Raw genomic sequence first — 19,403 nt, forward strand, 5'->3', positions numbered from 1 at the left:
CGCGCCCACCACAAACCGAAAAGCGCCCGAATCAGGGCGTCACGAGCATCGGCCCGAGTTTTTTTCCGCCGAAGATATGCACATGGAGGTGCGGCACCTCCTGATGCGAATTGGGACCGGCGTTCGCGAGCAGGCGATAGCCCGCTTCCTCGATACCCAGTTCGCGCGCGACGGCGCCCACGGCACGCACGAATCCGGCGATTTCGCCGTCCGCCGCCTTCGCGGCGAAATCCGCCCAGCTGACGTAGCGGCCCTTGGGGATCACAAGCACGTGCGTCGGCGCCTGCGGATTGATATCGTGGAAGGCGAAGGCGTGGTCGTCTTCATAGACGGGCCGCGCCGGAATCTCGCCGCGCAGGATGCGCGCGAAGATGTTGTTGTCGTCGTATGGCTCCAGCGTTTCGACGCCCACGTCAGTCTCCCGGTGTTGCGGTTTTTCTGGCGGCTTTTTCGGCGATGCCCGACACGCCCTCGCGGCGGGCGAGCTCGGCATCGATATCATCGGGCGTGATGCCCGCGTCCGCCCAGAGGACGGAGAGGTGGAACAAGAGGTCCGCGCTTTCGCCGATCAGCCCCTCGCGATCGTCCTGCATGGCGGCGATCACGGCCTCCACGGCCTCCTCACCGACCTTCTGCGCGATCTTGGCGCGGCCCTTCACGAAGAGCTTCGCGACGTAGCTTGCCTCCGGATCGGCGGCGCGACGCGAAGCGACGATGGCGGCGAGACGTTCGAGCGTTGCGGTCATGCCGCGACCCTGACGCCGGCTGCGCGGGGCGTCAACGGTTTCGCACCTTGATGCCCGCAGCGCGCATCGCCGCGCGGGCTTCGCCGATCGTGACCTCGCCGAAGTGGAAGATCGAGGCGGCGAGCACGGCAGAGGCATGGCCCTCGCGCACGCCCTCGACGAGATGCGCGACATTGCCGACGCCGCCGCTGGCGATCACCGGCACAGGCACCGAATCGGCGATGGTGCGCGTGAGCGCGAGATCGAACCCCGCCTTGGTGCCATCCCGGTCCATCGAGGTGAGCAGGATTTCGCCCGCGCCCTTTTCGACGACCTGAAGCGCGAATTCGAGCGCATCGATACCGGTCGCCTTGCGGCCGCCGTGCGTGAAGATTTCCCAGCGGCCCGAACTGGATTGGCGCGCATCGATGGCGACGACGACGCACTGCGAGCCGAAATGTTCGGCAAGCGCGGTGACGACGGCAGGATCGCGCACGGCGGCACTGTTGATCGCGACCTTGTCCGCACCCGCGAGCAGCAGCGCGCGCGCATCCTCGATCGAGCGGACGCCGCCGCCGACGGTCAAAGGCACGAAGCACTGATCGGCCGTGCGCTGCACGATATCGAGCAGCGTGCCGCGATCCTCGTGCGTCGCCGTGATGTCGAGGAAGCAGATCTCGTCGGCACCGGCCGCGTCATAGGCCTTCGCGGCTTCGACCGGATCGCCGGCATCGCGCAGATCGACGAAGTTGACGCCCTTGACGACGCGGCCGTCCGCAACGTCGAGGCAGGGGATGATGCGCACGGCGCTCATGCGGCGATGGCGAGCGCTCGGCCGAGATCGAGGCGGCCATCATAGATGGCGCGGCCGCAGATGACGCCCGCGATCCCATCCGCCGCGATCGCCTTCAGCGCGTGGATATCCGCCTCGCCCGCGACACCGCCGCTGGCGATGACGGGCAGCGTCTGCGCCTTCGCGAGCGCGTGCGTCGCTTCGAGATTGACGCCTTTCAGGAGGCCATCGCGGCCGACATCGGTGAACAGCACGGCAGCGACGCCCGCATCCTCGAAGCGGCGGGCGAGATCGGCGACCGGCATGTCCGACGCTTCCGCCCAGCCTTCGGTCGCGACCATGCCGCCCTTTGCATCGACGGCGACGACAATCCGATCCGGATACGCCTTTGCCGCGGCCTTCACGAAATCGGGGTCTTTCAGCGCGGCGGTGCCGATGACGGCGCGCGTGACACCGCGCGCGAACCAGCTTTCCACCGCCGTCATGTCGCGGATGCCGCCGCCGAGCTGCACCTTGCCCGCGAAAGCGGCAACGATTCGCGCCACCACGTCGCCATTGACGCTGCGGCCCGCAAAGGCGCCGTCGAGATCGACGACGTGCAGCCACTCGGCGCCGCCGCGCGCAAATATGGCCGCCTGCGCGGCGGGATCATCGGAATAGATGGTGGCGCGCGCCATGTCGCCCTCGGCGAGGCGCACCACCTGACCGGACTTGAGGTCGATGGCTGGGAAAATCGTGAAGGACATTGCGGGGCTGCATTAGCCCCACCGAATCTACGGCGTCCAGCCCAGAAACGCTGCGAGGAACGAGAGACCGTAATGCTGGCTCTTTTCCGGGTGGAACTGCGCGCCGAGAATATTGTCGCGTCCGATGATCGCCGTGACCGGTCCGCCATAGTCGCAGGTGGCGAGCAGGTGCGAATGATCGGCGCACTCGAAATGGAAGCTGTGCACGAAATAGGCCTCGCCGCCGTCTTCGATGTGGCGGAGCGCATCGTGATTGATGCCCGCGAGCTTCATCGAGACGGGCGACCAGCCCATGTGCGGAATCTTGAGATTGGGATCGTGCGGATCGAGCTTCACGACCTTGCCGGGAATCCAGCCAAGACCTTGGTGAACCCCCTTTTCCTCGCCGCGCTTCGCGAGGAGCTGCATACCGACGCAGATGCCGAGGAACGGACGCTGCTTCACGAGCACGACCTCGCTCAGCACATCCTCCATGCCGTCGATCGCGCGCAGTGATGTCGCGCACTGGCCGAAGGCACCGACGCCCGGAAGCACGATGCGATCCGCCTGCGATGCCGTGGAAGGACTATCCGTGACGACGATCTGCACGGCGACGCCGATCTCGTTCGAAGCCGCTTCCAGCGCCTTCGCCACCGAGCGCAGGTTGCCCGCGCCGTAATCGATGACTGCAATTCGTTCCGCCATATGCCCGATCCTTGGAGCTTCCGGTCAGCTGCCGAGAACGCCCTTGGTACTCGGCACACTGTCCGCCTTGCGCTGATCGATCTCCGTCGCCGTACGCAAGGCTCTGGCCAGACCCTTAAAGCAGGATTCGATAATATGATGTGAATTTTCGCCCGAAAGCTGCTCGATATGCAGCGTCATGCCGACGCTGCCCGCGAAACTGTGGAACCAGTGCGGGAACAGCTCGGTATCCATTTCGCCGAGCTTCGGCTGCGGGATCGAGACCTTCCAGACCATGAACGGACGGCCCGAGATATCGAGCGCGACGCGGGTGAGCGCCTCGTCCATCGGCGACAGCGCATCGCCATAGCGGCGGATGCCGCGCTTTTCGCCGAGCGCCTTGTGGATCGCCTCGCCGAGCGCGATGCCACAATCCTCCACCGTGTGGTGCTGATCGATGTGAAGGTCGCCCTTGCAGTTGAGCTTCACGTCGATGAGCGAATGGCGCGAGAGCTGCTCCAGCATGTGATCGAGGAAACCGACGCCGGTTTCGATCTCGTACTTGCCGGTGCCATCGAGGTTCACCTCGACGGCGATGTCGGTCTCGTTCGTCTTGCGGACGATGCTTGCGGTGCGCGCGGTCATTCCGGCGCTATAGCGGGTTCCTTGGCAGGCTCAAGGTTCTTGAGCGCAGGACCGGTTACGCGCCAGATGCGGCCGCCGACGTCGTCGGCCACGAGAAGTGCGCCCGTGCGATCGAACGCGACGCCGACGGGGCGGCCCTTCGCATGGTCGCCGACGAGGAAGCCGGTGAGGATGTCGCGCGGCATTCCGGAGGGCTTTCCGGCGGTAAACGGCACGAAGATCACCTTGTAGCCCGAGCGGGGCTTGCGGTTCCACGAGCCGTGCTGGCCGACGAACGCGCCGCTGCCATCGGGCAGGAACGCGAGGCCGAGGCTCGCCGTGTGGGGGCCGAGCGCGTAGTCGGGCTTGATCGCCTTGGCCACCAGGTCCGGGCGTTTCGGGTCCGGCCGGGTGTCTTCGTTCTGGCCGTAATAGCTGTAGGGCCAGCCGTAGAAGCCGCCGTCCTTCACGCTCGTCATGTAATCGGGCACGAGATCGCTGCCGAGCGCGTCGCGTTCGTTGACGGCGGTCCACAGCGCCTTCGTGACCGGGTTCCAGTCCATCCCGACGGGATTGCGGAGGCCGCTCGCGAAGATGCGCGAGGCGCCGGTCGCAAGGTCGATCTCGTGGATGGCGGCGCGGCCTTCCTCCACGTCCATGCCACCTTCAGAGACATTGGATACCGACCCGACGGCGACATAGAGCTTGGTGCCATCCGGGCTCGCCAGCAGGTTCCGCGTCCAGTGCCCAGTGCTCTCGCCCTTGTCCGGCAGATCGACGACCTTGGTGCCGGGGCCTGCAAGCGACGTCGCGCCCTCGGCATAGGGCCAGACCCGGACGTTGGCATAGTTGCCGACGTAGAAGCGGTCTCCGACGAGCGCCATGCCGAATGGCGAGCCGAGGCCTTCGGTGAGGAACGCGCCGCGTGTGTCCACCACGCCGTCACCGTTGGTGTCGCGGAGCAATGTGATGCGATCGGCCGAAGGCGCGCCTGCACCCGCCTTCCCCATGATGTAGGCCTCGACACGCCCCATGATGCCCTTCACCGGGCGCGGCGGCTTGTTCGATTCGGCCACGAGGAGATCGCCATTCGGCAGGCGGTAGAGCCAGCGCGGATGTTCGAGACCTTCAGCAAAGAGCGCGACGGCATACCCCTCGGCAGCGACAGGCGCCTCACCCGGCGCCCACGGCTTCGCATCCGCGATGTGCAATGTGGGCATCAGCGTCCGGGCGGGCGCGGGAAGTTTCGGATCGGCGCCGGTGCCGTCTTCCACCTTCAGCGTCGCAGTATCGCCGCAGGCGGCGAGCGCAAGCAGTGCGGCAGCGGCGATGATCCTCATGACGGTCTCCCGGGGGCGGAATTGAAGCGCGATTTTCGTTTCCTATATCAGTTGGCGAACAGTCTCACATCCTGATGAAAGACACTTTCCAACATGGCTGAACAGGTAATGCACGGCACGACCATCCTCGCCGTGCGCAAGGCAGGCAAGGTGGTGATCGCGGGCGACGGGCAGGTCAGCCTCGGCAACACCGTGATGAAGGGCGATGCCAAGAAGGTGCGCCGCCTTGGCGACGGCAGCGTGATCGGCGGCTTCGCCGGCGCGACCGCCGACGCCTTCACGCTCTTCGAGCGGCTGGAGGCGAAGCTGGAACGCTTTCCCGGCCAGCTGAAGCGCGCCGCGGTGGAACTCGCCAAGGACTGGCGTACCGACCGCTATCTCCGCCGGCTGGAGGCGATGATGATCGTCGCCGACCGCGAGGTGACGCTGGTGCTGACCGGCACGGGCGACGTGCTGGAACCGGAGCACAACGTGACCGCGATCGGATCGGGCGGCAATTATGCGCTTTCCGCCGCGCGGGCGCTGATCGACGTGGACGGGCTTTCGGCCGACGACGTGGCGAAAAAGGCCATGGCGATTGCTGCCGACATCTGCGTCTTCACCAACAACAATCTCACCATCGAAACGCTGGAGGCGGCCCAATGAACGTCGAAGCTCCCATCAGACCCGCCGAGGCGATCTCGGCGCTGACCCCGAAAGCCGTCGTCGCGGCGCTCGACCGCTACATCGTCGGCCAGAATGACGCGAAGCGCGCGGTCGCCGTCGCGCTCAGGAACCGCTGGCGGCGCCAGCAGCTGCCCGAGGACATGCGCGACGAGGTGAGCCCCAAGAACATCCTGATGATCGGGCCGACGGGCTGCGGCAAGACCGAGATCAGTCGCCGTCTCGCGAAGCTCGCCGAGGCGCCGTTCCTGAAGGTGGAAGCCACCAAGTTCACCGAGGTCGGCTACGTCGGCCGCGACGTCGAGCAGATCGTGCGCGATCTCGTGGAGGAAGCCATCCGGCTCGTCCGCGAGCAGAAGCGCAAGGGCGTGCGCGAGCAGGCCGAACACGCCGCAGAGGCGCGAGTGCTCGATGCGCTCGTCGGCAAGGACGCGAGCGGCGCGACGCGCGACCGCTTCCGCGAGAAGCTGCTCGCGGGCGAGCTTTCCGACAAGGAGATCGAGATCGAGGTCGACGAGGCCCCGCAGATGCCCTTCGAGATCCCCGGCATGACCGGACAGGTTGGCATGATCGATCTCGGCAACATGTTCGGCAAGCTCGGCGGCCAGCGCACCAAGAAGCGCAAGCTGAAGGTGCGGCAGGCTTGGGAAGCGCTCGTCAACGAGGAGTCCGACAAAAGGCTCGACCAGGAAGAGGTGAGCCGCGAGGCGATCGTCTCTGCCGAGCAGAACGGCATCGTGTTCCTGGACGAGATCGACAAGATCGCGGTTTCCGACGTGCGCGGCGGTTCCGTCTCGCGCGAAGGCGTGCAGCGCGACTTGCTGCCGCTCATCGAAGGCACGACGGTCGCCACCAAGTATGGCCCGGTGAAGACGGATCACATCCTCTTCATCGCCTCGGGCGCGTTCCATGTCGCGAAGCCTTCGGACCTGCTGCCGGAGCTGCAGGGACGCCTGCCCATCCGCGTTGAGCTGAAGGGCCTGACGGAAGCGGATTTCCGCCGCATCCTGACGGACACCGAAGTCTCGCTGGTGAAGCAGTACGCAGCGCTGATCGGCACCGAGGGCGTCACCCTTGAATTCGCCGACGACGCGATCGACGCCATCGCGCGGATCGCGGCGCAGGTGAACGACCGGGTCGAGAACATCGGCGCGCGGCGGCTGCAGACCGTGCTCGAAAAACTGCTCGAGGAGGTCAGCTTCGATGCCTCCGAACGCGGCGGCACGGCGGTGAAGATCGACGCGGCCTACGTGGACGCGCAGCTATCCGACATCGCGCGCGACAACGACCTGTCGAAGTATATTCTGTAGCGTAGCCCCTCTCCCCGCAGGGTAGAGGGGCTACGGCCTCAGCCGCAGGAGACGCGGGCGATCTTTCCGGCCTCGTCGGTCGAAATGGTCAGCCGGTCCGGGCGGTAATCCATCGTCACCGCACCGTTCGGCGGCACGACGCGCGCGGTGCGGGCGCCGGTCGCCTGCTTCATCTTGCCGACGGTTGCATCGTCGGCGGGCTGGCCGATGAAGCTTTGTGCCTTGTCCACATCGCAGACCATCGCGAGATCAACCGGGGCGCCGTCCGGCTTGCTGAACTTGTAGACGACGCGGTCGGTCTTGCCGCGCACGGCGGGATCAAACACCGACTTCGCAAGGTCGTCTCCAGAGACGCGGAGCACATCCGATTCGCCTTCGAAAGCGAAACCGGCGCGCTCGAAATCGGCGCGGATCACGGCGGGATCGATGCGGTGCGTCTTGTCGACCTCGGCGCGCGTATCGACGCCCGCGGGCCCGACATGATCGATGACGCCGACGATACCGCCCGGCTTCATCGCGCCGTAGAGCTTCGCGAGCACGTCCGCAGGTTCCACGCGCACGAAGCCGTACTCGGCGCTTTCCCAATAGGTGTCGTGATAAACGAGGTGCAGCAGCGCGAAATCAAAGCTGGCGGGCGCAAGTGCAAGGTTCGGCAGCGGCACCGCGAACGCCGAGGCATTTTTCACGCGGCCACGGATGTCCGCCCACGCCGTTTTCGCCTGATCGTTCGCGGCGATGCCCGGCGGGTTCCACGCGACGACGGCGCCCTTCGGGCCGACGGCACGCGCCATGATCTCGCTGTAATAACCGCGCCCCGCCATGAAATCCAAGGCGCGGTCGCCGCGTTCGAGGCCGAGGAACTTCAGGACTTCGGCGGGCTTTCGGCTTTCATCGAGCTTCGCTTCATCGGCCGGGCGATCCTTCGCGGCAACGGCGGCGGTGATGGCGGCAGGCGCGGCCTCTACGGGCAATGCGGGCATGAACAGCACGGCGGCAAGCAGCAGGAACGTCTTCGATTTCATCGGTGATCTCCCCTGAGTCCTGTTTCCGATCATGCCATTCACCGGGAGGACGGTACAGCTACCGCTTGCGGCGGAGGATCACGTACCACGCACCGCTGCCGCCGTGGCGCGGGTGCGCGGGACGGATCGCGGCGATGAAGGGCCTGAGCGCCGGAGTCGCGGCCCAGCGGGAAAAATTGGCGGCGATGACGCCGCGCGGGCGCCCGTCCTCTCCGGCGGGCCGGGTCTTGCCGGTGATGACGAGCAGCGTGCGCACGTCGTCGCGCCATGCGCGTTCCAGCGCGCCCGCGAGCGCCGCATAGGCTTCGTCCTGCGTGTGGCCGTGAAGATCGACGGTGCGCTCGGCCTCGATGCTGCCTTTGCGGATGCGGCGATCCCAGCCGCCGTCGAGCGAGGCGTCCTCCGGCGCGGCAGCGGCGCGCTGCCGGGACATATCGGGCGCCTCGACCCGTTGCGGACGCACGTTCACGCGTGGGCGCGGCGTTTCAGGCGGCGGTGCGGCGCGCGTTTTCAGCGGGCGGACGGAGGCCGTGACCTTCGCCCAGAGAGCGGTCTCGGCGTCCGAAGGCGGTTCAGGCCGCCGGGCCACGGAGAAGCCGCGCCGCCGCCGCCTTCGGCAACAGGATGAAGGCCGCGCCTTCGCTGGAGAGCCCGCCCGCGATGGTGCGCGCACGCTCGCCCGCACCCCAGAACAGATCGAAGCGGTTCGCGCCCTTGATGGCGCCGCCGGTATCCTGCGCGACCATCAGCGCCGCGAACGGCTTCATGCTGCGATCGACATCGGTGTAGCGCGTGGAAAGCCAGACCGGCGCACCCAGCGGCACGAACATCGGATCAGCGGCGAGGCTGCGTTCCGGCGTGACGGGGGCACCCATAGCGCCGAGAGGGCCCTCGCCCGTCAGCTCCTTGAAGAAGATGAAGCTCTTGTTTTCGTGCATCACCTTGCGGCCTTCCTCGGGATTGGCACGCAGCCAGCGCATGATGCCCTGCATGGACGCTTCGCCGGGTGCAAGTACGTTCCGATCACGCAGCAAGCGCCCGATACCCACGTATTCGCGGCCGTTCTGCCCCGCATAGCCGATGCGCATGACGCTGCCGTCGGGCAGGCGCAGGCGCCCCGATCCCTGGATCTGCAGGAAGAAGAACTCGACCTCGTCCGCCGCCCACGCGATTTCGAGGTTGCGATCGAAAAGCGCGCCGTTGTCGATATCCTCGCGCGACCAGTAGAGCTGGTAGGCGCCGGTTTCGTCGATGCGGCCGGTGGCCTTCTTCATCTGGCCGGGATTCGCCGGATCGGGCTGATCGACGCGCACGAGATCGGCGGGCAGCCCGTAGATCGGCACCAGATGACCGGGGCCGCGCGTGCGCGATCCTGCGATCTCCGGCTCGTAATAGCCGGTGACGAACGCCGCGCCGGTGCCGACGCGCACAGGGGTGAAATTCAGCTCGAAGAAGGCGCGCGGGTCCGTAGCGGCGGGCACGAGATTGCAGGCGGTTTCCCAATCGGAAGCGATGGTGAGGCCGCTGACGTCGGTGCGGCGCGTGACGGCGCGGCAGGACTTGCGGAAGGCGGCGAGGGTGGCAGCGAAATCGTTGGTTCCCCAGCCCGGAATCTCCGCGAACGTAGCAGGCGCGGCGCCGAGCGCGGCAGCTGTCGCAGGCCCTGTGGGGGCGGGCGGTGTGATCGGCGCGGGCTCGGCGCCCGGCGACACCGGCCCGGTGGGCGTTGTGACGGGACGCGGCGACGCACACGCGGCAATCGCGAGCAACAGCAGAACGGGGAAAAAGCGATGACGCACGCGGAACTCCAGCAAACCTTGGATCAGGCGCAGGGCTAGCGGATTTCGGCCGCGGCTGGAATCCGCATTCGTCGAAAGGACGCCGGAATCAGATGCCGAATCAGGCGTCTTCGTCGGTGTCGATGAGCAGCCAGTTGGGGTCTGCGGCACCAGTGTGGCGGCTGAACGTCCAGACATCGTGCGACTGCACCGCGTCCGACAACGAGCCGCTGACGACGTTTCCGGCCTTGTCGCGCGTGACGGCGACGAGATCGGCATCGAAGCGCAGCGTCACCTCGGCCATGGCGCCGTGAAGCCGTGCGGCGACGATTTCGACCTTTTCGAGCGACACGAGCCGGTTTTCGAGCGTCAGCCCCTCCGCCTCGCGCGCGGCAATCGCTTCGGCGAACTGATCGGCGATATCATCGGAAACAAGATCGCGCAGCGCCTCGGCGTCGCCCTTCCAGAAGGCTTCGAGCACCATGCGATACGCCGCCTTCGCGCCTTCGGCGAAACGCGGCGGATCGAACGTCGGGTCTGCGGCGGCGATCGCGTTCAGTGATTCCTTCAGCGCGGGCGACATGTCGGCGGGCAGATCGAGCGGCGCAGCGGGCGGCAGGTCGTAGCTGCCTGCACGCGGCGGCGTCTGCTGCTCCGCGGGGCTGCGGCGAACGACTTCGCCGGCGGGCTCTTCATGGCCGGTGCGGCGGCCAAGCACGCTCACCAGCCGAAGGGCGATGAACCCCGCGAGCATCGCCAGAACGACGATCTCGATCAGTCCGCTGCTGTCGCCCATAATTCTACCTTCAAGCGTCCCTTCAAACGCGTTTGCTTAACAGCGCCGCGCCGCACAGTCCACGCAGCTTAACCTGTTTTCGGTTAAGATAGGCTATTCCGAGCCGCATACAAGGAACAGCGCTGCCTTGCGCCGGTTCCATGTGCCTGCTAGCGAGCGCGCCGTATTCCTGTCCAACAGAATTGAGACCTGCATCATGGCCGAGAACGAAACGGGCGACGAAGGCTACATCAATGGCAACGGCGGCGAAGCCCCGGCGGAAGCCCTGCCGCAGGTGAGCATCCTGGCGCAGTACGTGAAGGACCTGTCGTTCGAGAACCCGGGCGCGCCGCAGTCGCTGCAGCAGGGTGCGGGCCAGCCGAAGATCGAGATCAATGTCAACGTCGGCGTCCGCCAGCAGGGCGACAACGTCTACGAGGTGGAGCTGAAGCTCTCCGCGAACGCCACGTTTGAAAACGGCAAGACCGCCTTCATCACCGAGCTGCTCTACGGCGGCCTCTTCGGCCTGCAGAACGTGCCCGAGGAGCACCTTGAGCTGTTCCTCGTCGTCGAGGCACCGCGCCAGCTTTTCCCGTTCGCCCGCCGCATCTTCGCCGACGCGACGCGCGACGGCGGCTTCCCGCCGCTGATGCTCGACCCGATCGATTTCGCTCAGCTCTATTTCGCGCGCCAGCAGCAGGCGGAAGCGGCGGAGCAATCCGGCGAGATCGGGCACGCCTAAGAGGCCCGGGCGAGAGGACGCGCCCATGTCGCTCGTCAAGAGCGTCGGCGTCATCGGAGGGCTGACCCTCGTCAGCCGCGTGTTCGGCTTTGCCCGCGATATGCTGCTTTCACGCCTGCTCGGTGCGGGCGCGGGGGCGGACGCCTTCTTCGTGGCGTTCAAGCTGCCCAACATCTTCCGACGCCTGTTCGCGGAGGGCGCGTTCAGTGCGGCTTACGTGCCGATGTTCAGCAAGGAACTGCACGGGCCGGGCGGCATCCGCGCCGCCGAGCGCTTCTCGGCGAACGTGCTGTCCGTGTTTTTGCCGATCCTGCTGCTGTTCACGGCGCTGTTCGAGATCTTCATGCCCGGCGTCGTCTGGCTGATGGCGAGCGCCTACAAGGACGTGCCGGGCAAGTTCGAGCTGACCGTCGAGCTGACGCGAATCGCCTTTCCGTATCTGCTGCTCGTCAGCCTCGTGTCGCTGCTCTCGGGCGTGCTCAATTCGATGTCGAAGTTCGCCGCCGCCGCCGCCGCGCCGATTCTGCTCAACATCTGCCTGATCGGCGGCGTTCTGTTTTTCGGCAGCACCACAGGCGACAGCGCGGAAACGGCGCGGGCGCTTGCAGTTTCGGTGAGCGTGGCGGGCGTCGTACAGTTCTTGTGGCTGCTGTGGGCGGTGCGCCGGGCGGGGCTGACCCTGCGGCTGCGTTGGCCGCGACTCGACCCCAAGGTGAAAGAACTCGGCCGCATCATCGTGCCTGCCACCTTCGGCGCAGGCATCTACCAGCTCTCGCAGCTGATCGACACATTCTTCGCGACGCGACTCGAAGAGGGCGCGATGAGCTTCCTGAACTATGCGGACCGGCTGAACCAGCTGCCGCTCGGCGTCGTCGGCATAGCGCTCGGCACCGCCATCCTGCCCGCGCTCAGCCGGCTCATCGCGCGCGAAGACGCGGACGGCGCGCAGAAACTGCAGGGCACGGCGGTCGAGCTTTCGATGCTGCTGACGCTGCCCGCCGCCGTGGCGCTCGCCGTCGCGGCGCATCCGATCGTCGAGGCGATCTTCCTCGGCGGGCGGTTCACGGCGGAGCATGTCGCCGTCACCTCGGGCGTGCTCATGGCGCTCGTCGCCGGGCTTCCCGCCTACGTGCTCATCAAGGTGCTGACGCCGGGCTTTTTCGCACGCGGCGACACGAAGACGCCGGTGAAGACCGCCGCGGCGGCGCTCACCTTCAACGTCGCCGTCATCCTCATCGTTATCGACCGCTTCGGCATCATCGGACTCGCGGCGGCAACCGCCGTTTCAAGCTGGTTCAACTGCGCGCTGCTCTACACGATCCTGCACCGGCGCGGGCACTTCACGCTGACCGGGGACGTGATCCTGCGCGTCGGCAAGCAGCTTGTCGCCGCACTCGTGATGGCCGCAGGGCTCTGGTGGGTGACGAACGCGCTCGGCGCGTCCTTCACGGGCGGCGCGCTCGCACGCGCGGGCGCACTGACGGCAGTTGTTCTGACCGGGGCGGGGCTCTATTTCGGGACGCTGTGGGCGATCGGCGGCTTCCACCACGAACACCTCGCCAAGCTCAGGCGCGGCAACGGCGCTTGACCTGTGACCCAAGCGGGGCCTAACGGCGGCGCGCTATGACACAGACTTTCGCACCCCGCGTCTTTTCCGGCATCCAGCCGACCGGCAACCTGCACCTTGGCAATTACCTCGGCGCGATCCGCAACTGGGTGGACATGCAGCACCAGCACGAATGCGTCTATTGCATCGTGGACCTGCACGCGATCACGCTGTGGCAAGACCCCGAAGCGCTGCGCAAGGGCATCCACGAGATGGCCGCCGCGCTGCTCGCGAGCGGCATCGATCCCGACCGCGCCGTGCTGTTCAACCAGAGCCAGGTGCACATGCACGCCGAGCTCTGCTGGATCCTGATGTGCACCGCGCGCATGGGCTGGATGCAGCGCATGACGCAGTTCAAGGAAAAGTCGGGCAAGGACAAGGAAGGCGCTTCCGTCGGCCTGTTCGGCTATCCCGTGCTGCAGGCCGCCGACATCCTCGGCTACAAGGCGACGCACGTGCCGGTGGGCGAAGACCAGAAGCAGCACCTCGAACTCTCCCGCGACATCGCGCAGAAGTTCAACACCGACTACGGCGTCGAGCTGTTCCCGCTTCCCGAGCCCGTGATCCAGGGCCCGGCGACGCGCGTGATGTCGCTGCGCGACGGCACCGCGAAGATGTCGAAATCCGACCCTTCGGACATGAGCCGCATCAACCTTGCCGACGACGCCGACGCCATCGCGCAGAAGATCAAGAAGGCGAAGACGGACCCCGAGCCGCTGCCCGGCGGTATCGCGGGGCTTGAGTCGCGGCCCGAGGCGCGGAACCTCGTTTCGATCTACGCGGCGCTTGCCGGAACGAGCGCGCAGGCCGTGCTCACGGAGTTCGAGGGCAAGGGCTTCGGCGCGTTCAAGCCCGCACTCGCCGATCTCACGGTGAGCGTGCTGGCGCCGATCGCCGCGCGTTTCCGCGAACTTTGCGCCGATCCCGGCCATCTCGACGCCGTGCTCGCGAAGGGCGCGGCGCGCGCCGACGCGATCGCGGCACCGGTGCTCGCGGAGGTGAAACGGACGGTTGGGTTTCTCGGCTGAGGGCTTTGAAAATTCAGGGATCGTTCAGCCGCGCACATGCACTATATAGATATGGCGTGGGTGCGAACGAGAAAGCCCGTAGGTGAATAACATGAAACTGCCGAAGATCCTGTTGTCGCTGGGGCTGCTGGCGCTGGTTGCCGCCTGCACGACGCCCTTCACTGCCGATGTTTCCCGCTTCCAGCGCCTGCCGGCGCCGTCGGGCGAGAGCTTCACGATCGAGGCGCGCGACGCCGAGCGATCGGGCGGGCTCGAGTTCGCGCAATATGCGTCGTACGTCGAGAACAGACTGGTCCAGCAGGGCTATCAGCGCGCCGCTTCGCCCGAAGCGGCGACGCTCGTCGTCAAGCTCGACTACGGCGTCAACGACGGCCGCGAGAAGGTCGATACCCGCTATACCGGTTTCGGCGCGGGCTACGGCGGATGGGGCGGATGGGGCTGGCCCTATTACAGCCGCTATCGCTATCATCCCTATTACTGGGGCTCGTTCTACGATCCGTTCTGGGGTCCGGGCTTCGGCGGCGGCACGGAAGTTTACAGCTACACCGTCTACCGCTCGTTCCTGGACATGGACATCGTCCGCAAGAACGGCGCACCGGTGTTCGAGGGCCGCGCCGAGGCGACGACACGCTCGTCCGACCTCACCAAGCTGGTGCCCAACCTCGTCGAGGCCATGTTCTCGGGCTTCCCGGGCAACTCCGGGCAGACCGTGCGCGTGAAGATCGACCAGAAAAAAAGCGGCTACTGAGCGTTCGCGCTGCGACAGGGTTCACCCTATCGCAGCGCCTCGCACCCAAAACCGGTTCCCACTCTTGCCCGCGATGTTCTAAGAACAGCGCGTGGGTATATTCGACATCTTCCGCCGCCAGACGGTGAACCCCGTCACTGCCGCCAGCACCGATACGGGCGGCACCAGTCTGATCGGGCGGCTCGCGGCGATTCCGCGCTGGATGCTGCTGATCCTCGGCGCGTTCTTCGCGGCGATCCTCTACTGGGGCGTCCTCGGCAGCCTGCTGTCGGACACGCGCGCCGATCTTACCGTACGCCCCGACACGACGGTGCTGCCGCCGGGCGGAAGCGTTGCGGTCGCGACGGCCGCGATGCTGCTCGATCGGGCGCTGGACAAGGGCTGGACACCGAATGACAGCCTGCTGCGCCCCACGGGCCTGCTCGAAGACATGCCCGCCTTCCAGCGCGGGCAACATTCAGCGATCAGCGCGTTCGTCGCCAGCTTCGACCAGGGCGTGGGCGGCGACCCCGAACTCAGCGAAGCGGCGGACGCGCTCAAGACGCCGCCGGAGCGTGGCTGGCTGCACGGCGACTTCCCCTTCATCGGCGGCTCCGCCGAAGGCCGCTACCGCGACGCGGTGAATGCGCTTGCGCGCTATAACCGCGCGGTTGCCGAAAGCGATGCGCCGGGCGAGGGCGATGCGCGCCAACTCCGGCTCGCGCTGCTCAGCCTTCACGCCGCGCTTGGCGAGGAGGCCGGCGCGGTCGATCGCATGATCGACGACAGCCGCGTGGGCAGTGCCGACGCGCAGTTCAGCGAGGTGCGCGGCGCCGCTTATGCCGCCGCCATGCTGATGCGCGGACTGCGCGAGGATTTCGGCACCACGATCGGCCAGCGCCAGCTTGCCGCGACGTGGGCCGAAACGACGGAGGCACTGGATGCCGTTTCCGGAAAACGCCCGACGTTCGGCGTCGGCCGACAAGATCTCGTCGAGCAGGGCTATTTTCTGATGCGCGCGCGCGAATCGCTGCGCACGCTTGCGGCGGGCCTCGCACGATGACGATGCCCAACTACCTCGTCGTCGTCGACAACACCGACGAATCGGCACTTGCCATGCGCTATGCCGCACTCCGCGCGAAGATGACCGGCGGCAACATCATGCTTGCGCATGTCGTTCCCAAGCCCGAGTTCCTGCTTTCCGGGGGGCTTCAGGACATGATCGCCGCCGAGGCGCAGGAAGCCGCCGAAGCGCTGCTGAGCCGCAAGGCCGACGAGGTGATGGCGCTTTCGGGCCAGCGCGCGGCGCTCATCATCCGTGAGGGCAAGGCCGTGGACGAAGTCAGCCAGATGCTGACCGAGAACAATGTTCACGCGCTGATCCTGGGCGCGGCCGCGAAAGACGCGCCGGGGCCGCTCGTCAGCCACTTCTCGGGCGAGCGCGCGGGCAACCTTCCGTGCGTGGTGGTGATCGTGCCCGGCGGGCTCGATCCGGACGCGATCGACCGTCTGGCTTGATCCCGCGGCCAAGGCACGCCACATGAGGCGGGTATCAGGATAGGACACCTTCCCAAGGACGCCCAGCATGTTCATCGAAACCCAGGCCACACCCAACCCCGCGACCGTGAAGTTCCTTCCGGGCCGCGCCGTGATGCCTTCGGGAACCATCGATTTCGGTTCGCCCGAAGCCGCCGAAGCCTCGCCGCTCGCAAGCGCGCTCTTCACGCTTGGTGATGTTTCCGGCGTGTTCCTGGGCAGCGACTTCATCTCGGTGACGCGCGCCGAGGGCGGCAGCGAATGGCGCGAGCTGAAGCCGCAGGTGCTCGGAATCATCGTCGATCATTTCGCGAGCGGCGCGCCGCTGCTGAACGAAGCCGCTGCTGCTGAAGCCGAAATCGAGGATGATCCCGAAACGGCGGACATCGTCGTGCAGATCAAGGACCTGCTGGAAACGCGCATCCGCCCCGCAGTCGCGAACGATGGCGGCGACATCATCTACAAGGGCTTCCGCGAAGGCGTCGTCTACCTGCAGATGCAGGGCGCCTGCTCGGGCTGCCCGTCTTCAACGGCGACGCTGAAGAACGGCATCGAAAACCTTCTGAAATATTATGTGCCTGAAGTAACGGACGTCCGCGCCGTCTGACGGATGCGGCCGCGATAAAACAGGGAGTCCCCATGACCGATCATCTGCTGAGCGACCGCGACCTCGACCTTATCCTCCGCAGCGCGAGGACGCACAACGACTGGTCCGACCGCGCGGTCAGCGACGTGCAGCTGCGCGCCATCTACGACCTGATGCGCATGGGGCCGACGTCGGCGAACTGCAGCCCCGCGCGAATCGTGTTCGCGAAAACCGCAGAAGCCCGCGAAAAGCTCGCCGCCTGTGCGTCCGGCACCAACGGAGCCAAGATCCGGCAGGCGCCGGTGACCGCGATTATCGGCATGGACATGAAGTTCTACGACCAGCTCCCCAAGCTGTTCCCGCACACCGATGCGCGCGCCTGGTTCACGAGCAACGAGGCACTCGTTCGCGAAACCGCGTTCCGCAATTCGTCGCTGCAGGGCGCGTATTTCCTTATCGCGGCGCGCGCGATCGGGCTCAACTGCGGGCCGATGTCGGGCTTCGACAAGGCGAAGGTCGATGCGGCCTTCTTTGCGGGTACCGACATCGAGACGAACTTCATCTGCTCGATCGGCTACGGCACCGAGAAGAACCTGTTCCCGCGCAGCCCGCGCCTGTCGTTCGAAGAGGCCGCGTCCATCATCTGATGCTGCTCGCGATCGAAACCGGCACCGCCGCCTGTTCGGTCGCGATGATCGACGGGACAACCATCGTTGCAGCGCGGCACGAGATCATCGGCCGCGGCCATGCCGAGCGGCTCGTCCCGCTTGTCGAGGCGGTGCTTGCCGAGGCGGGCGAGCGCCCGCGCGCCATCGCCGTTGACGTGGGGCCGGGCAGTTTCACGGGGCTTCGCGTCGGCATCGCCGCGGCGCGGGGTTTCGGGCTCGTCTGGGCTGTGCCGGTTTACGGCTATTCATCGACGGTGCTGGTCGCAGCGAGCGTGCTTGCCGCGCACGATGCCGCGCCTCTCACTGTCGCGATGGACGCCGGGCGCGGCGAGGTGTTCGTGCAAACCTTCGATCGGGAGCTGAAACCGGCTGCGCCCGCCGCCGCACGACCGGTCGCCGCCGCGGCCACCGCATACGAAGGTGCTCTGGCAGGAACGGGTGCGCCGTTGCTGAGAGCGGCCGGCAGCACGGCGATGATCGTCTCCGAGACACCGCCCGACGCACGGGATGTGAGGCTGCTGCCGGCCGAACTCCGCAGCTTGCCGCCGACGCCGCTCTACGTACGCGCGCCCGACGCGAAGCTGCCCGCATGAGTCACTACCGTGCCGTGACGATCGACGACGTGCCCGCGCTCGCGGCGCTGATGTCGCGCGCGTTCGATCCGCAGTATGGCGAGGGCTGGAACGGGAGCCAGCTGCTCGGTACGCTCGCAATGTCCGGCACGCGCGCCGAAATGGCGGTTGCGGACGGCGTACCCGCCGGTTTCGCGTTGACGCGCCTTGCCGCCGAGGATTGCGAGCTTCTGCTGATCGCGGTTGACCCCTTGCGCAGCGGGCGGGGTATCGGAACAGAATTGCTGAGAAGATCAATTGATCTTGCGAAACACGCGCAGGTTCAGCGCATGTTTCTGGAAGTCCGCACCGGCAACAGTGCTGCACGCGGGCTTTATGAACGCCACGGATTTATCTGTGTCGGACAGAGAAAAGATTATTATGTGGGTGAGAATCATTTGCGCTTTGACGCAATGACCATGGCGCTAGTGCTTTAGATATTCCGTATTCTCGCAAACCGCGTTAAATCTTGCGAAAAACATCCAAACGCTACATAAAACCAGACACCAACAACAAAATGGTCGGGGTCATCGGGTCTTATGAACGAACATAGCGATAATCATCAGGAGCTGCTTGCGTTGACGGCGGACATCGTGTCGTCGCACGTGGCAAACAATACGGTGGCGGTTTCGGACCTGCCGAACCTGATTGAAAACATCTATTCGACACTGGCGAAGCTTGGCGGGGTGGTGGAACCTGCGAAGCCGAAGCAGGAGCCTGCGGTTTCTGTTCGCGCGTCGATAAAGCCGGACTACATCATCTGTCTTGAGGACGGCAAGAAGCTGAAAATGCTGAAGCGCCACCTCATGACGCACTACAACATGACCCCGGACGAGTATCGCGCGAAGTGGAATCTTCCCGCAGACTATCCGATGGTCGCCCCCAACTATGCGCTGCAGCGCCAGGCGCTCGCCAAGAAAATCGGTCTTGGCACCAAGCGCACCGGCAAGCGCAAGTAGCCCCGCGCGGCAACGTCAAATGAACAGGGACGGACTTGTCCGTCCCTGTTTCCGTGCCTAAACTCCCATCATGACAAAAATCGATATCGAAGCCATTTGCGCTGAGCGCGGTCTGCGCATCACCGAGCAGCGGCGCGTGATCGCGCGGGTGCTTTCCGATGCCGAGGACCATCCCGATGTCGAGGAGCTGTACCGGCGGGCATCGGCGATCGATTCCGGCATTTCCATCGCTACCGTCTATCGCACCGTGCGCCTCTTCGAGGAGGCGGGCATCCTTGAACGTCACGACTTCCGCGACGGCCGCTCGCGCTATGAACCGACGCCCGAGGAGCATCACGATCACCTGATCGACGTGGAGACCGGCACGGTCATCGAGTTCCACGACGATGCGCTCGAAGAGCTGCAGCGTCTCATTGCCGAACGTCTCGGCTTCGAACTCGTCGATCATCGGCTGGAACTCTACGGTCGCCCGATCAAGACGAAGCCGGCCAACTGAAATCC

Annotated in this window: 25 protein-coding genes; 14 read left to right on the forward strand and 11 right to left on the reverse strand. The window is 66.0% G+C overall.

Going from position 1 to position 19,403, the window contains the following annotated elements; genetic code table 11:
* Window positions 1–31: 31 nt before the first annotated feature.
* Genes ACFQ00_RS00715 through ACFQ00_RS00745 form a run of 7 tightly spaced genes read right to left on the reverse strand, consistent with a single transcriptional unit; the run spans window position 32 to window position 4,891 of the window.
* On the reverse strand, window positions 32–412 hold the full coding sequence (locus ACFQ00_RS00715; RefSeq protein ID WP_381484766.1) for a histidine triad nucleotide-binding protein: 381 nt from the start codon (window positions 410–412) through the stop codon (window positions 32–34).
* A gap of 1 nt (window position 413) precedes the next feature.
* A complete protein-coding gene (locus ACFQ00_RS00720; protein ID WP_381484769.1) occupies window positions 414–746 on the reverse strand; it encodes a phosphoribosyl-ATP diphosphatase in 333 nt (110 codons plus the stop codon).
* Window positions 747–777: 31 nt separating this feature from the next.
* Window positions 778–1,539 carry an imidazole glycerol phosphate synthase subunit HisF gene (gene hisF, locus ACFQ00_RS00725; protein ID WP_381484772.1) on the reverse strand — a complete coding sequence of 254 codons (762 nt, stop codon included), beginning with the start codon at window positions 1,537–1,539 and terminating at the stop codon, window positions 778–780.
* Window positions 1,536–2,264, reverse strand: a complete 729-nt coding sequence (gene hisA, locus ACFQ00_RS00730) for a 1-(5-phosphoribosyl)-5-[(5-phosphoribosylamino)methylideneamino]imidazole-4-carboxamide isomerase (protein ID WP_381484775.1) — start codon at window positions 2,262–2,264, stop codon at window positions 1,536–1,538. The genes hisF and hisA overlap by 4 nt, the downstream gene beginning before the upstream one ends.
* Before the next feature lie 27 nt (window positions 2,265–2,291).
* Window positions 2,292–2,948 carry an imidazole glycerol phosphate synthase subunit HisH gene (hisH, locus tag ACFQ00_RS00735; RefSeq protein ID WP_374595898.1) on the reverse strand — a complete coding sequence of 219 codons (657 nt, stop codon included), beginning with the start codon at window positions 2,946–2,948 and terminating at the stop codon, window positions 2,292–2,294.
* 24 nt (window positions 2,949–2,972) lie between these two features.
* Entirely contained in the window at window positions 2,973–3,572 is a 600-nt protein-coding gene (hisB, locus tag ACFQ00_RS00740; RefSeq protein ID WP_381484778.1) for an imidazoleglycerol-phosphate dehydratase HisB, read from the reverse strand.
* Window positions 3,569–4,891: a PQQ-dependent sugar dehydrogenase gene (locus ACFQ00_RS00745; RefSeq protein WP_381484781.1), complete on the reverse strand. Its 1,323-nt coding sequence runs from the start codon at window positions 4,889–4,891 to the stop codon at window positions 3,569–3,571. Before ACFQ00_RS00745 ends, hisB begins: the two co-directional genes overlap by 4 nt.
* A 93-nt stretch (window positions 4,892–4,984) precedes the next feature.
* Between ACFQ00_RS00745 and hslV the strand changes: the two genes are divergently transcribed.
* Window positions 4,985–5,536 (forward strand): ATP-dependent protease subunit HslV, encoded by a 552-nt coding sequence (hslV, locus tag ACFQ00_RS00750; RefSeq protein WP_381484783.1) that lies wholly within the window; start codon window positions 4,985–4,987, stop codon window positions 5,534–5,536.
* Complete coding sequence (gene hslU / locus ACFQ00_RS00755) at window positions 5,533–6,864, forward strand: ATP-dependent protease ATPase subunit HslU (protein ID WP_381484786.1); 1,332 nt, start codon at window positions 5,533–5,535, stop codon at window positions 6,862–6,864. The genes hslV and hslU overlap by 4 nt, the downstream gene beginning before the upstream one ends.
* Window positions 6,865–6,902: 38 nt before the next feature.
* Here hslU and ACFQ00_RS00760 read toward each other — a convergent pair whose 3' ends face one another.
* From ACFQ00_RS00760 to ACFQ00_RS00775, 4 genes are all read right to left on the reverse strand, one after another.
* Window positions 6,903–7,886 (reverse strand): I78 family peptidase inhibitor, encoded by a 984-nt coding sequence (locus ACFQ00_RS00760; protein WP_381484789.1) that lies wholly within the window; start codon window positions 7,884–7,886, stop codon window positions 6,903–6,905.
* Window positions 7,887–7,944: 58 nt separating this feature from the next.
* Complete coding sequence (locus tag ACFQ00_RS00765; protein ID WP_381484792.1) at window positions 7,945–8,475, reverse strand: Smr/MutS family protein; 531 nt, start codon at window positions 8,473–8,475, stop codon at window positions 7,945–7,947.
* Window positions 8,459–9,685 carry a murein transglycosylase A gene (mltA, locus tag ACFQ00_RS00770; protein WP_381484794.1) on the reverse strand — a complete coding sequence of 409 codons (1,227 nt, stop codon included), beginning with the start codon at window positions 9,683–9,685 and terminating at the stop codon, window positions 8,459–8,461. Before mltA ends, ACFQ00_RS00765 begins: the two co-directional genes overlap by 17 nt.
* Window positions 9,686–9,785: 100 nt before the next feature.
* Entirely contained in the window at window positions 9,786–10,442 is a 657-nt protein-coding gene (locus ACFQ00_RS00775) for a Tim44/TimA family putative adaptor protein (protein WP_374599382.1), read from the reverse strand.
* 214 nt (window positions 10,443–10,656) lie between these two features.
* Here ACFQ00_RS00775 and secB point away from each other — a divergent pair, with 214 nt between their 5' ends.
* The 12 genes from secB (at window position 10,657) to ACFQ00_RS00835 (ending at window position 19,398) form a co-directional block, all read left to right on the forward strand.
* Window positions 10,657–11,181: a protein-export chaperone SecB gene (gene secB / locus ACFQ00_RS00780; RefSeq protein WP_381484797.1), complete on the forward strand. Its 525-nt coding sequence runs from the start codon at window positions 10,657–10,659 to the stop codon at window positions 11,179–11,181.
* Window positions 11,182–11,206: 25 nt separating this feature from the next.
* Complete coding sequence (gene murJ / locus ACFQ00_RS00785; RefSeq protein ID WP_381484800.1) at window positions 11,207–12,769, forward strand: murein biosynthesis integral membrane protein MurJ; 1,563 nt, start codon at window positions 11,207–11,209, stop codon at window positions 12,767–12,769.
* Between the two features lie 35 nt (window positions 12,770–12,804).
* Window positions 12,805–13,815: a tryptophan--tRNA ligase gene (trpS, locus tag ACFQ00_RS00790; protein ID WP_381484802.1), complete on the forward strand. Its 1,011-nt coding sequence runs from the start codon at window positions 12,805–12,807 to the stop codon at window positions 13,813–13,815.
* Between the two features lie 91 nt (window positions 13,816–13,906).
* A complete protein-coding gene (locus tag ACFQ00_RS00795) occupies window positions 13,907–14,563 on the forward strand; it encodes a DUF4136 domain-containing protein (protein ID WP_381484804.1) in 657 nt (218 codons plus the stop codon).
* A gap of 91 nt (window positions 14,564–14,654) precedes the next feature.
* Complete coding sequence (locus tag ACFQ00_RS00800) at window positions 14,655–15,605, forward strand: hypothetical protein (RefSeq protein WP_381484807.1); 951 nt, start codon at window positions 14,655–14,657, stop codon at window positions 15,603–15,605.
* Window positions 15,602–16,060: a universal stress protein gene (locus tag ACFQ00_RS00805; protein ID WP_381484809.1), complete on the forward strand. Its 459-nt coding sequence runs from the start codon at window positions 15,602–15,604 to the stop codon at window positions 16,058–16,060. The genes ACFQ00_RS00800 and ACFQ00_RS00805 overlap by 4 nt, the downstream gene beginning before the upstream one ends.
* A gap of 67 nt (window positions 16,061–16,127) precedes the next feature.
* Complete coding sequence (locus ACFQ00_RS00810) at window positions 16,128–16,685, forward strand: NifU family protein (protein WP_381484811.1); 558 nt, start codon at window positions 16,128–16,130, stop codon at window positions 16,683–16,685.
* Window positions 16,686–16,717: 32 nt separating this feature from the next.
* Window positions 16,718–17,311, forward strand: coding sequence for a malonic semialdehyde reductase (locus ACFQ00_RS00815; protein ID WP_381484814.1), 594 nt, complete (start codon window positions 16,718–16,720; stop codon window positions 17,309–17,311).
* Complete coding sequence (gene tsaB / locus ACFQ00_RS00820; RefSeq protein WP_381484817.1) at window positions 17,311–17,925, forward strand: tRNA (adenosine(37)-N6)-threonylcarbamoyltransferase complex dimerization subunit type 1 TsaB; 615 nt, start codon at window positions 17,311–17,313, stop codon at window positions 17,923–17,925. The genes ACFQ00_RS00815 and tsaB overlap by 1 nt, the downstream gene beginning before the upstream one ends.
* Window positions 17,922–18,380: a GNAT family N-acetyltransferase gene (locus ACFQ00_RS00825; protein ID WP_381484820.1), complete on the forward strand. Its 459-nt coding sequence runs from the start codon at window positions 17,922–17,924 to the stop codon at window positions 18,378–18,380. The genes tsaB and ACFQ00_RS00825 overlap by 4 nt, the downstream gene beginning before the upstream one ends.
* Before the next feature lie 102 nt (window positions 18,381–18,482).
* Window positions 18,483–18,902 carry a MucR family transcriptional regulator gene (locus tag ACFQ00_RS00830; protein ID WP_381484823.1) on the forward strand — a complete coding sequence of 140 codons (420 nt, stop codon included), beginning with the start codon at window positions 18,483–18,485 and terminating at the stop codon, window positions 18,900–18,902.
* A 70-nt stretch (window positions 18,903–18,972) separates the two neighbouring features.
* The gene (locus ACFQ00_RS00835; protein ID WP_381484826.1) at window positions 18,973–19,398 is read left to right on the forward strand and encodes a Fur family transcriptional regulator; all 426 of its coding nucleotides are present in this window, start codon (window positions 18,973–18,975) and stop codon (window positions 19,396–19,398) included.
* Window positions 19,399–19,403: the final 5 nt, after the last annotated feature.

Origin of the sequence: Sphingosinicella xenopeptidilytica, from assembly GCF_042676985.1 — a bacterium.
In the GTDB taxonomy this organism is placed as follows: Bacteria; Pseudomonadota; Alphaproteobacteria; order Sphingomonadales; family Sphingomonadaceae; genus Sphingosinicella; species Sphingosinicella xenopeptidilytica.

Coding starts and splice junctions, on each gene's coding strand:
- ACFQ00_RS00795 (WP_381484804.1), top strand. CDS start 13,907: ATGAAACTGCCGAAGATCCTGTTGTCGCTGGGGCTGCTGGCGCTGGTT.
- hisH (WP_374595898.1), bottom strand. CDS start 2,948: ATGGCGGAACGAATTGCAGTCATCGATTACGGCGCGGGCAACCTGCGC.
- ACFQ00_RS00720 (WP_381484769.1), bottom strand. CDS start 746: ATGACCGCAACGCTCGAACGTCTCGCCGCCATCGTCGCTTCGCGTCGC.
- ACFQ00_RS00815 (WP_381484814.1), top strand. CDS start 16,718: ATGACCGATCATCTGCTGAGCGACCGCGACCTCGACCTTATCCTCCGC.
- ACFQ00_RS00805 (WP_381484809.1), top strand. CDS start 15,602: ATGACGATGCCCAACTACCTCGTCGTCGTCGACAACACCGACGAATCG.
- trpS (WP_381484802.1), top strand. CDS start 12,805: ATGACACAGACTTTCGCACCCCGCGTCTTTTCCGGCATCCAGCCGACC.
- tsaB (WP_381484817.1), top strand. CDS start 17,311: ATGCTGCTCGCGATCGAAACCGGCACCGCCGCCTGTTCGGTCGCGATG.
- hslU (WP_381484786.1), top strand. CDS start 5,533: ATGAACGTCGAAGCTCCCATCAGACCCGCCGAGGCGATCTCGGCGCTG.
- ACFQ00_RS00810 (WP_381484811.1), top strand. CDS start 16,128: ATGTTCATCGAAACCCAGGCCACACCCAACCCCGCGACCGTGAAGTTC.
- ACFQ00_RS00825 (WP_381484820.1), top strand. CDS start 17,922: ATGAGTCACTACCGTGCCGTGACGATCGACGACGTGCCCGCGCTCGCG.
- hisB (WP_381484778.1), bottom strand. CDS start 3,572: ATGACCGCGCGCACCGCAAGCATCGTCCGCAAGACGAACGAGACCGAC.
- hisF (WP_381484772.1), bottom strand. CDS start 1,539: ATGAGCGCCGTGCGCATCATCCCCTGCCTCGACGTTGCGGACGGCCGC.
- ACFQ00_RS00835 (WP_381484826.1), top strand. CDS start 18,973: ATGACAAAAATCGATATCGAAGCCATTTGCGCTGAGCGCGGTCTGCGC.
- murJ (WP_381484800.1), top strand. CDS start 11,207: ATGTCGCTCGTCAAGAGCGTCGGCGTCATCGGAGGGCTGACCCTCGTC.
- ACFQ00_RS00760 (WP_381484789.1), bottom strand. CDS start 7,886: ATGAAATCGAAGACGTTCCTGCTGCTTGCCGCCGTGCTGTTCATGCCC.
- hisA (WP_381484775.1), bottom strand. CDS start 2,264: ATGTCCTTCACGATTTTCCCAGCCATCGACCTCAAGTCCGGTCAGGTG.
- secB (WP_381484797.1), top strand. CDS start 10,657: ATGGCCGAGAACGAAACGGGCGACGAAGGCTACATCAATGGCAACGGC.
- ACFQ00_RS00830 (WP_381484823.1), top strand. CDS start 18,483: ATGAACGAACATAGCGATAATCATCAGGAGCTGCTTGCGTTGACGGCG.
- hslV (WP_381484783.1), top strand. CDS start 4,985: ATGGCTGAACAGGTAATGCACGGCACGACCATCCTCGCCGTGCGCAAG.
- ACFQ00_RS00745 (WP_381484781.1), bottom strand. CDS start 4,891: ATGAGGATCATCGCCGCTGCCGCACTGCTTGCGCTCGCCGCCTGCGGC.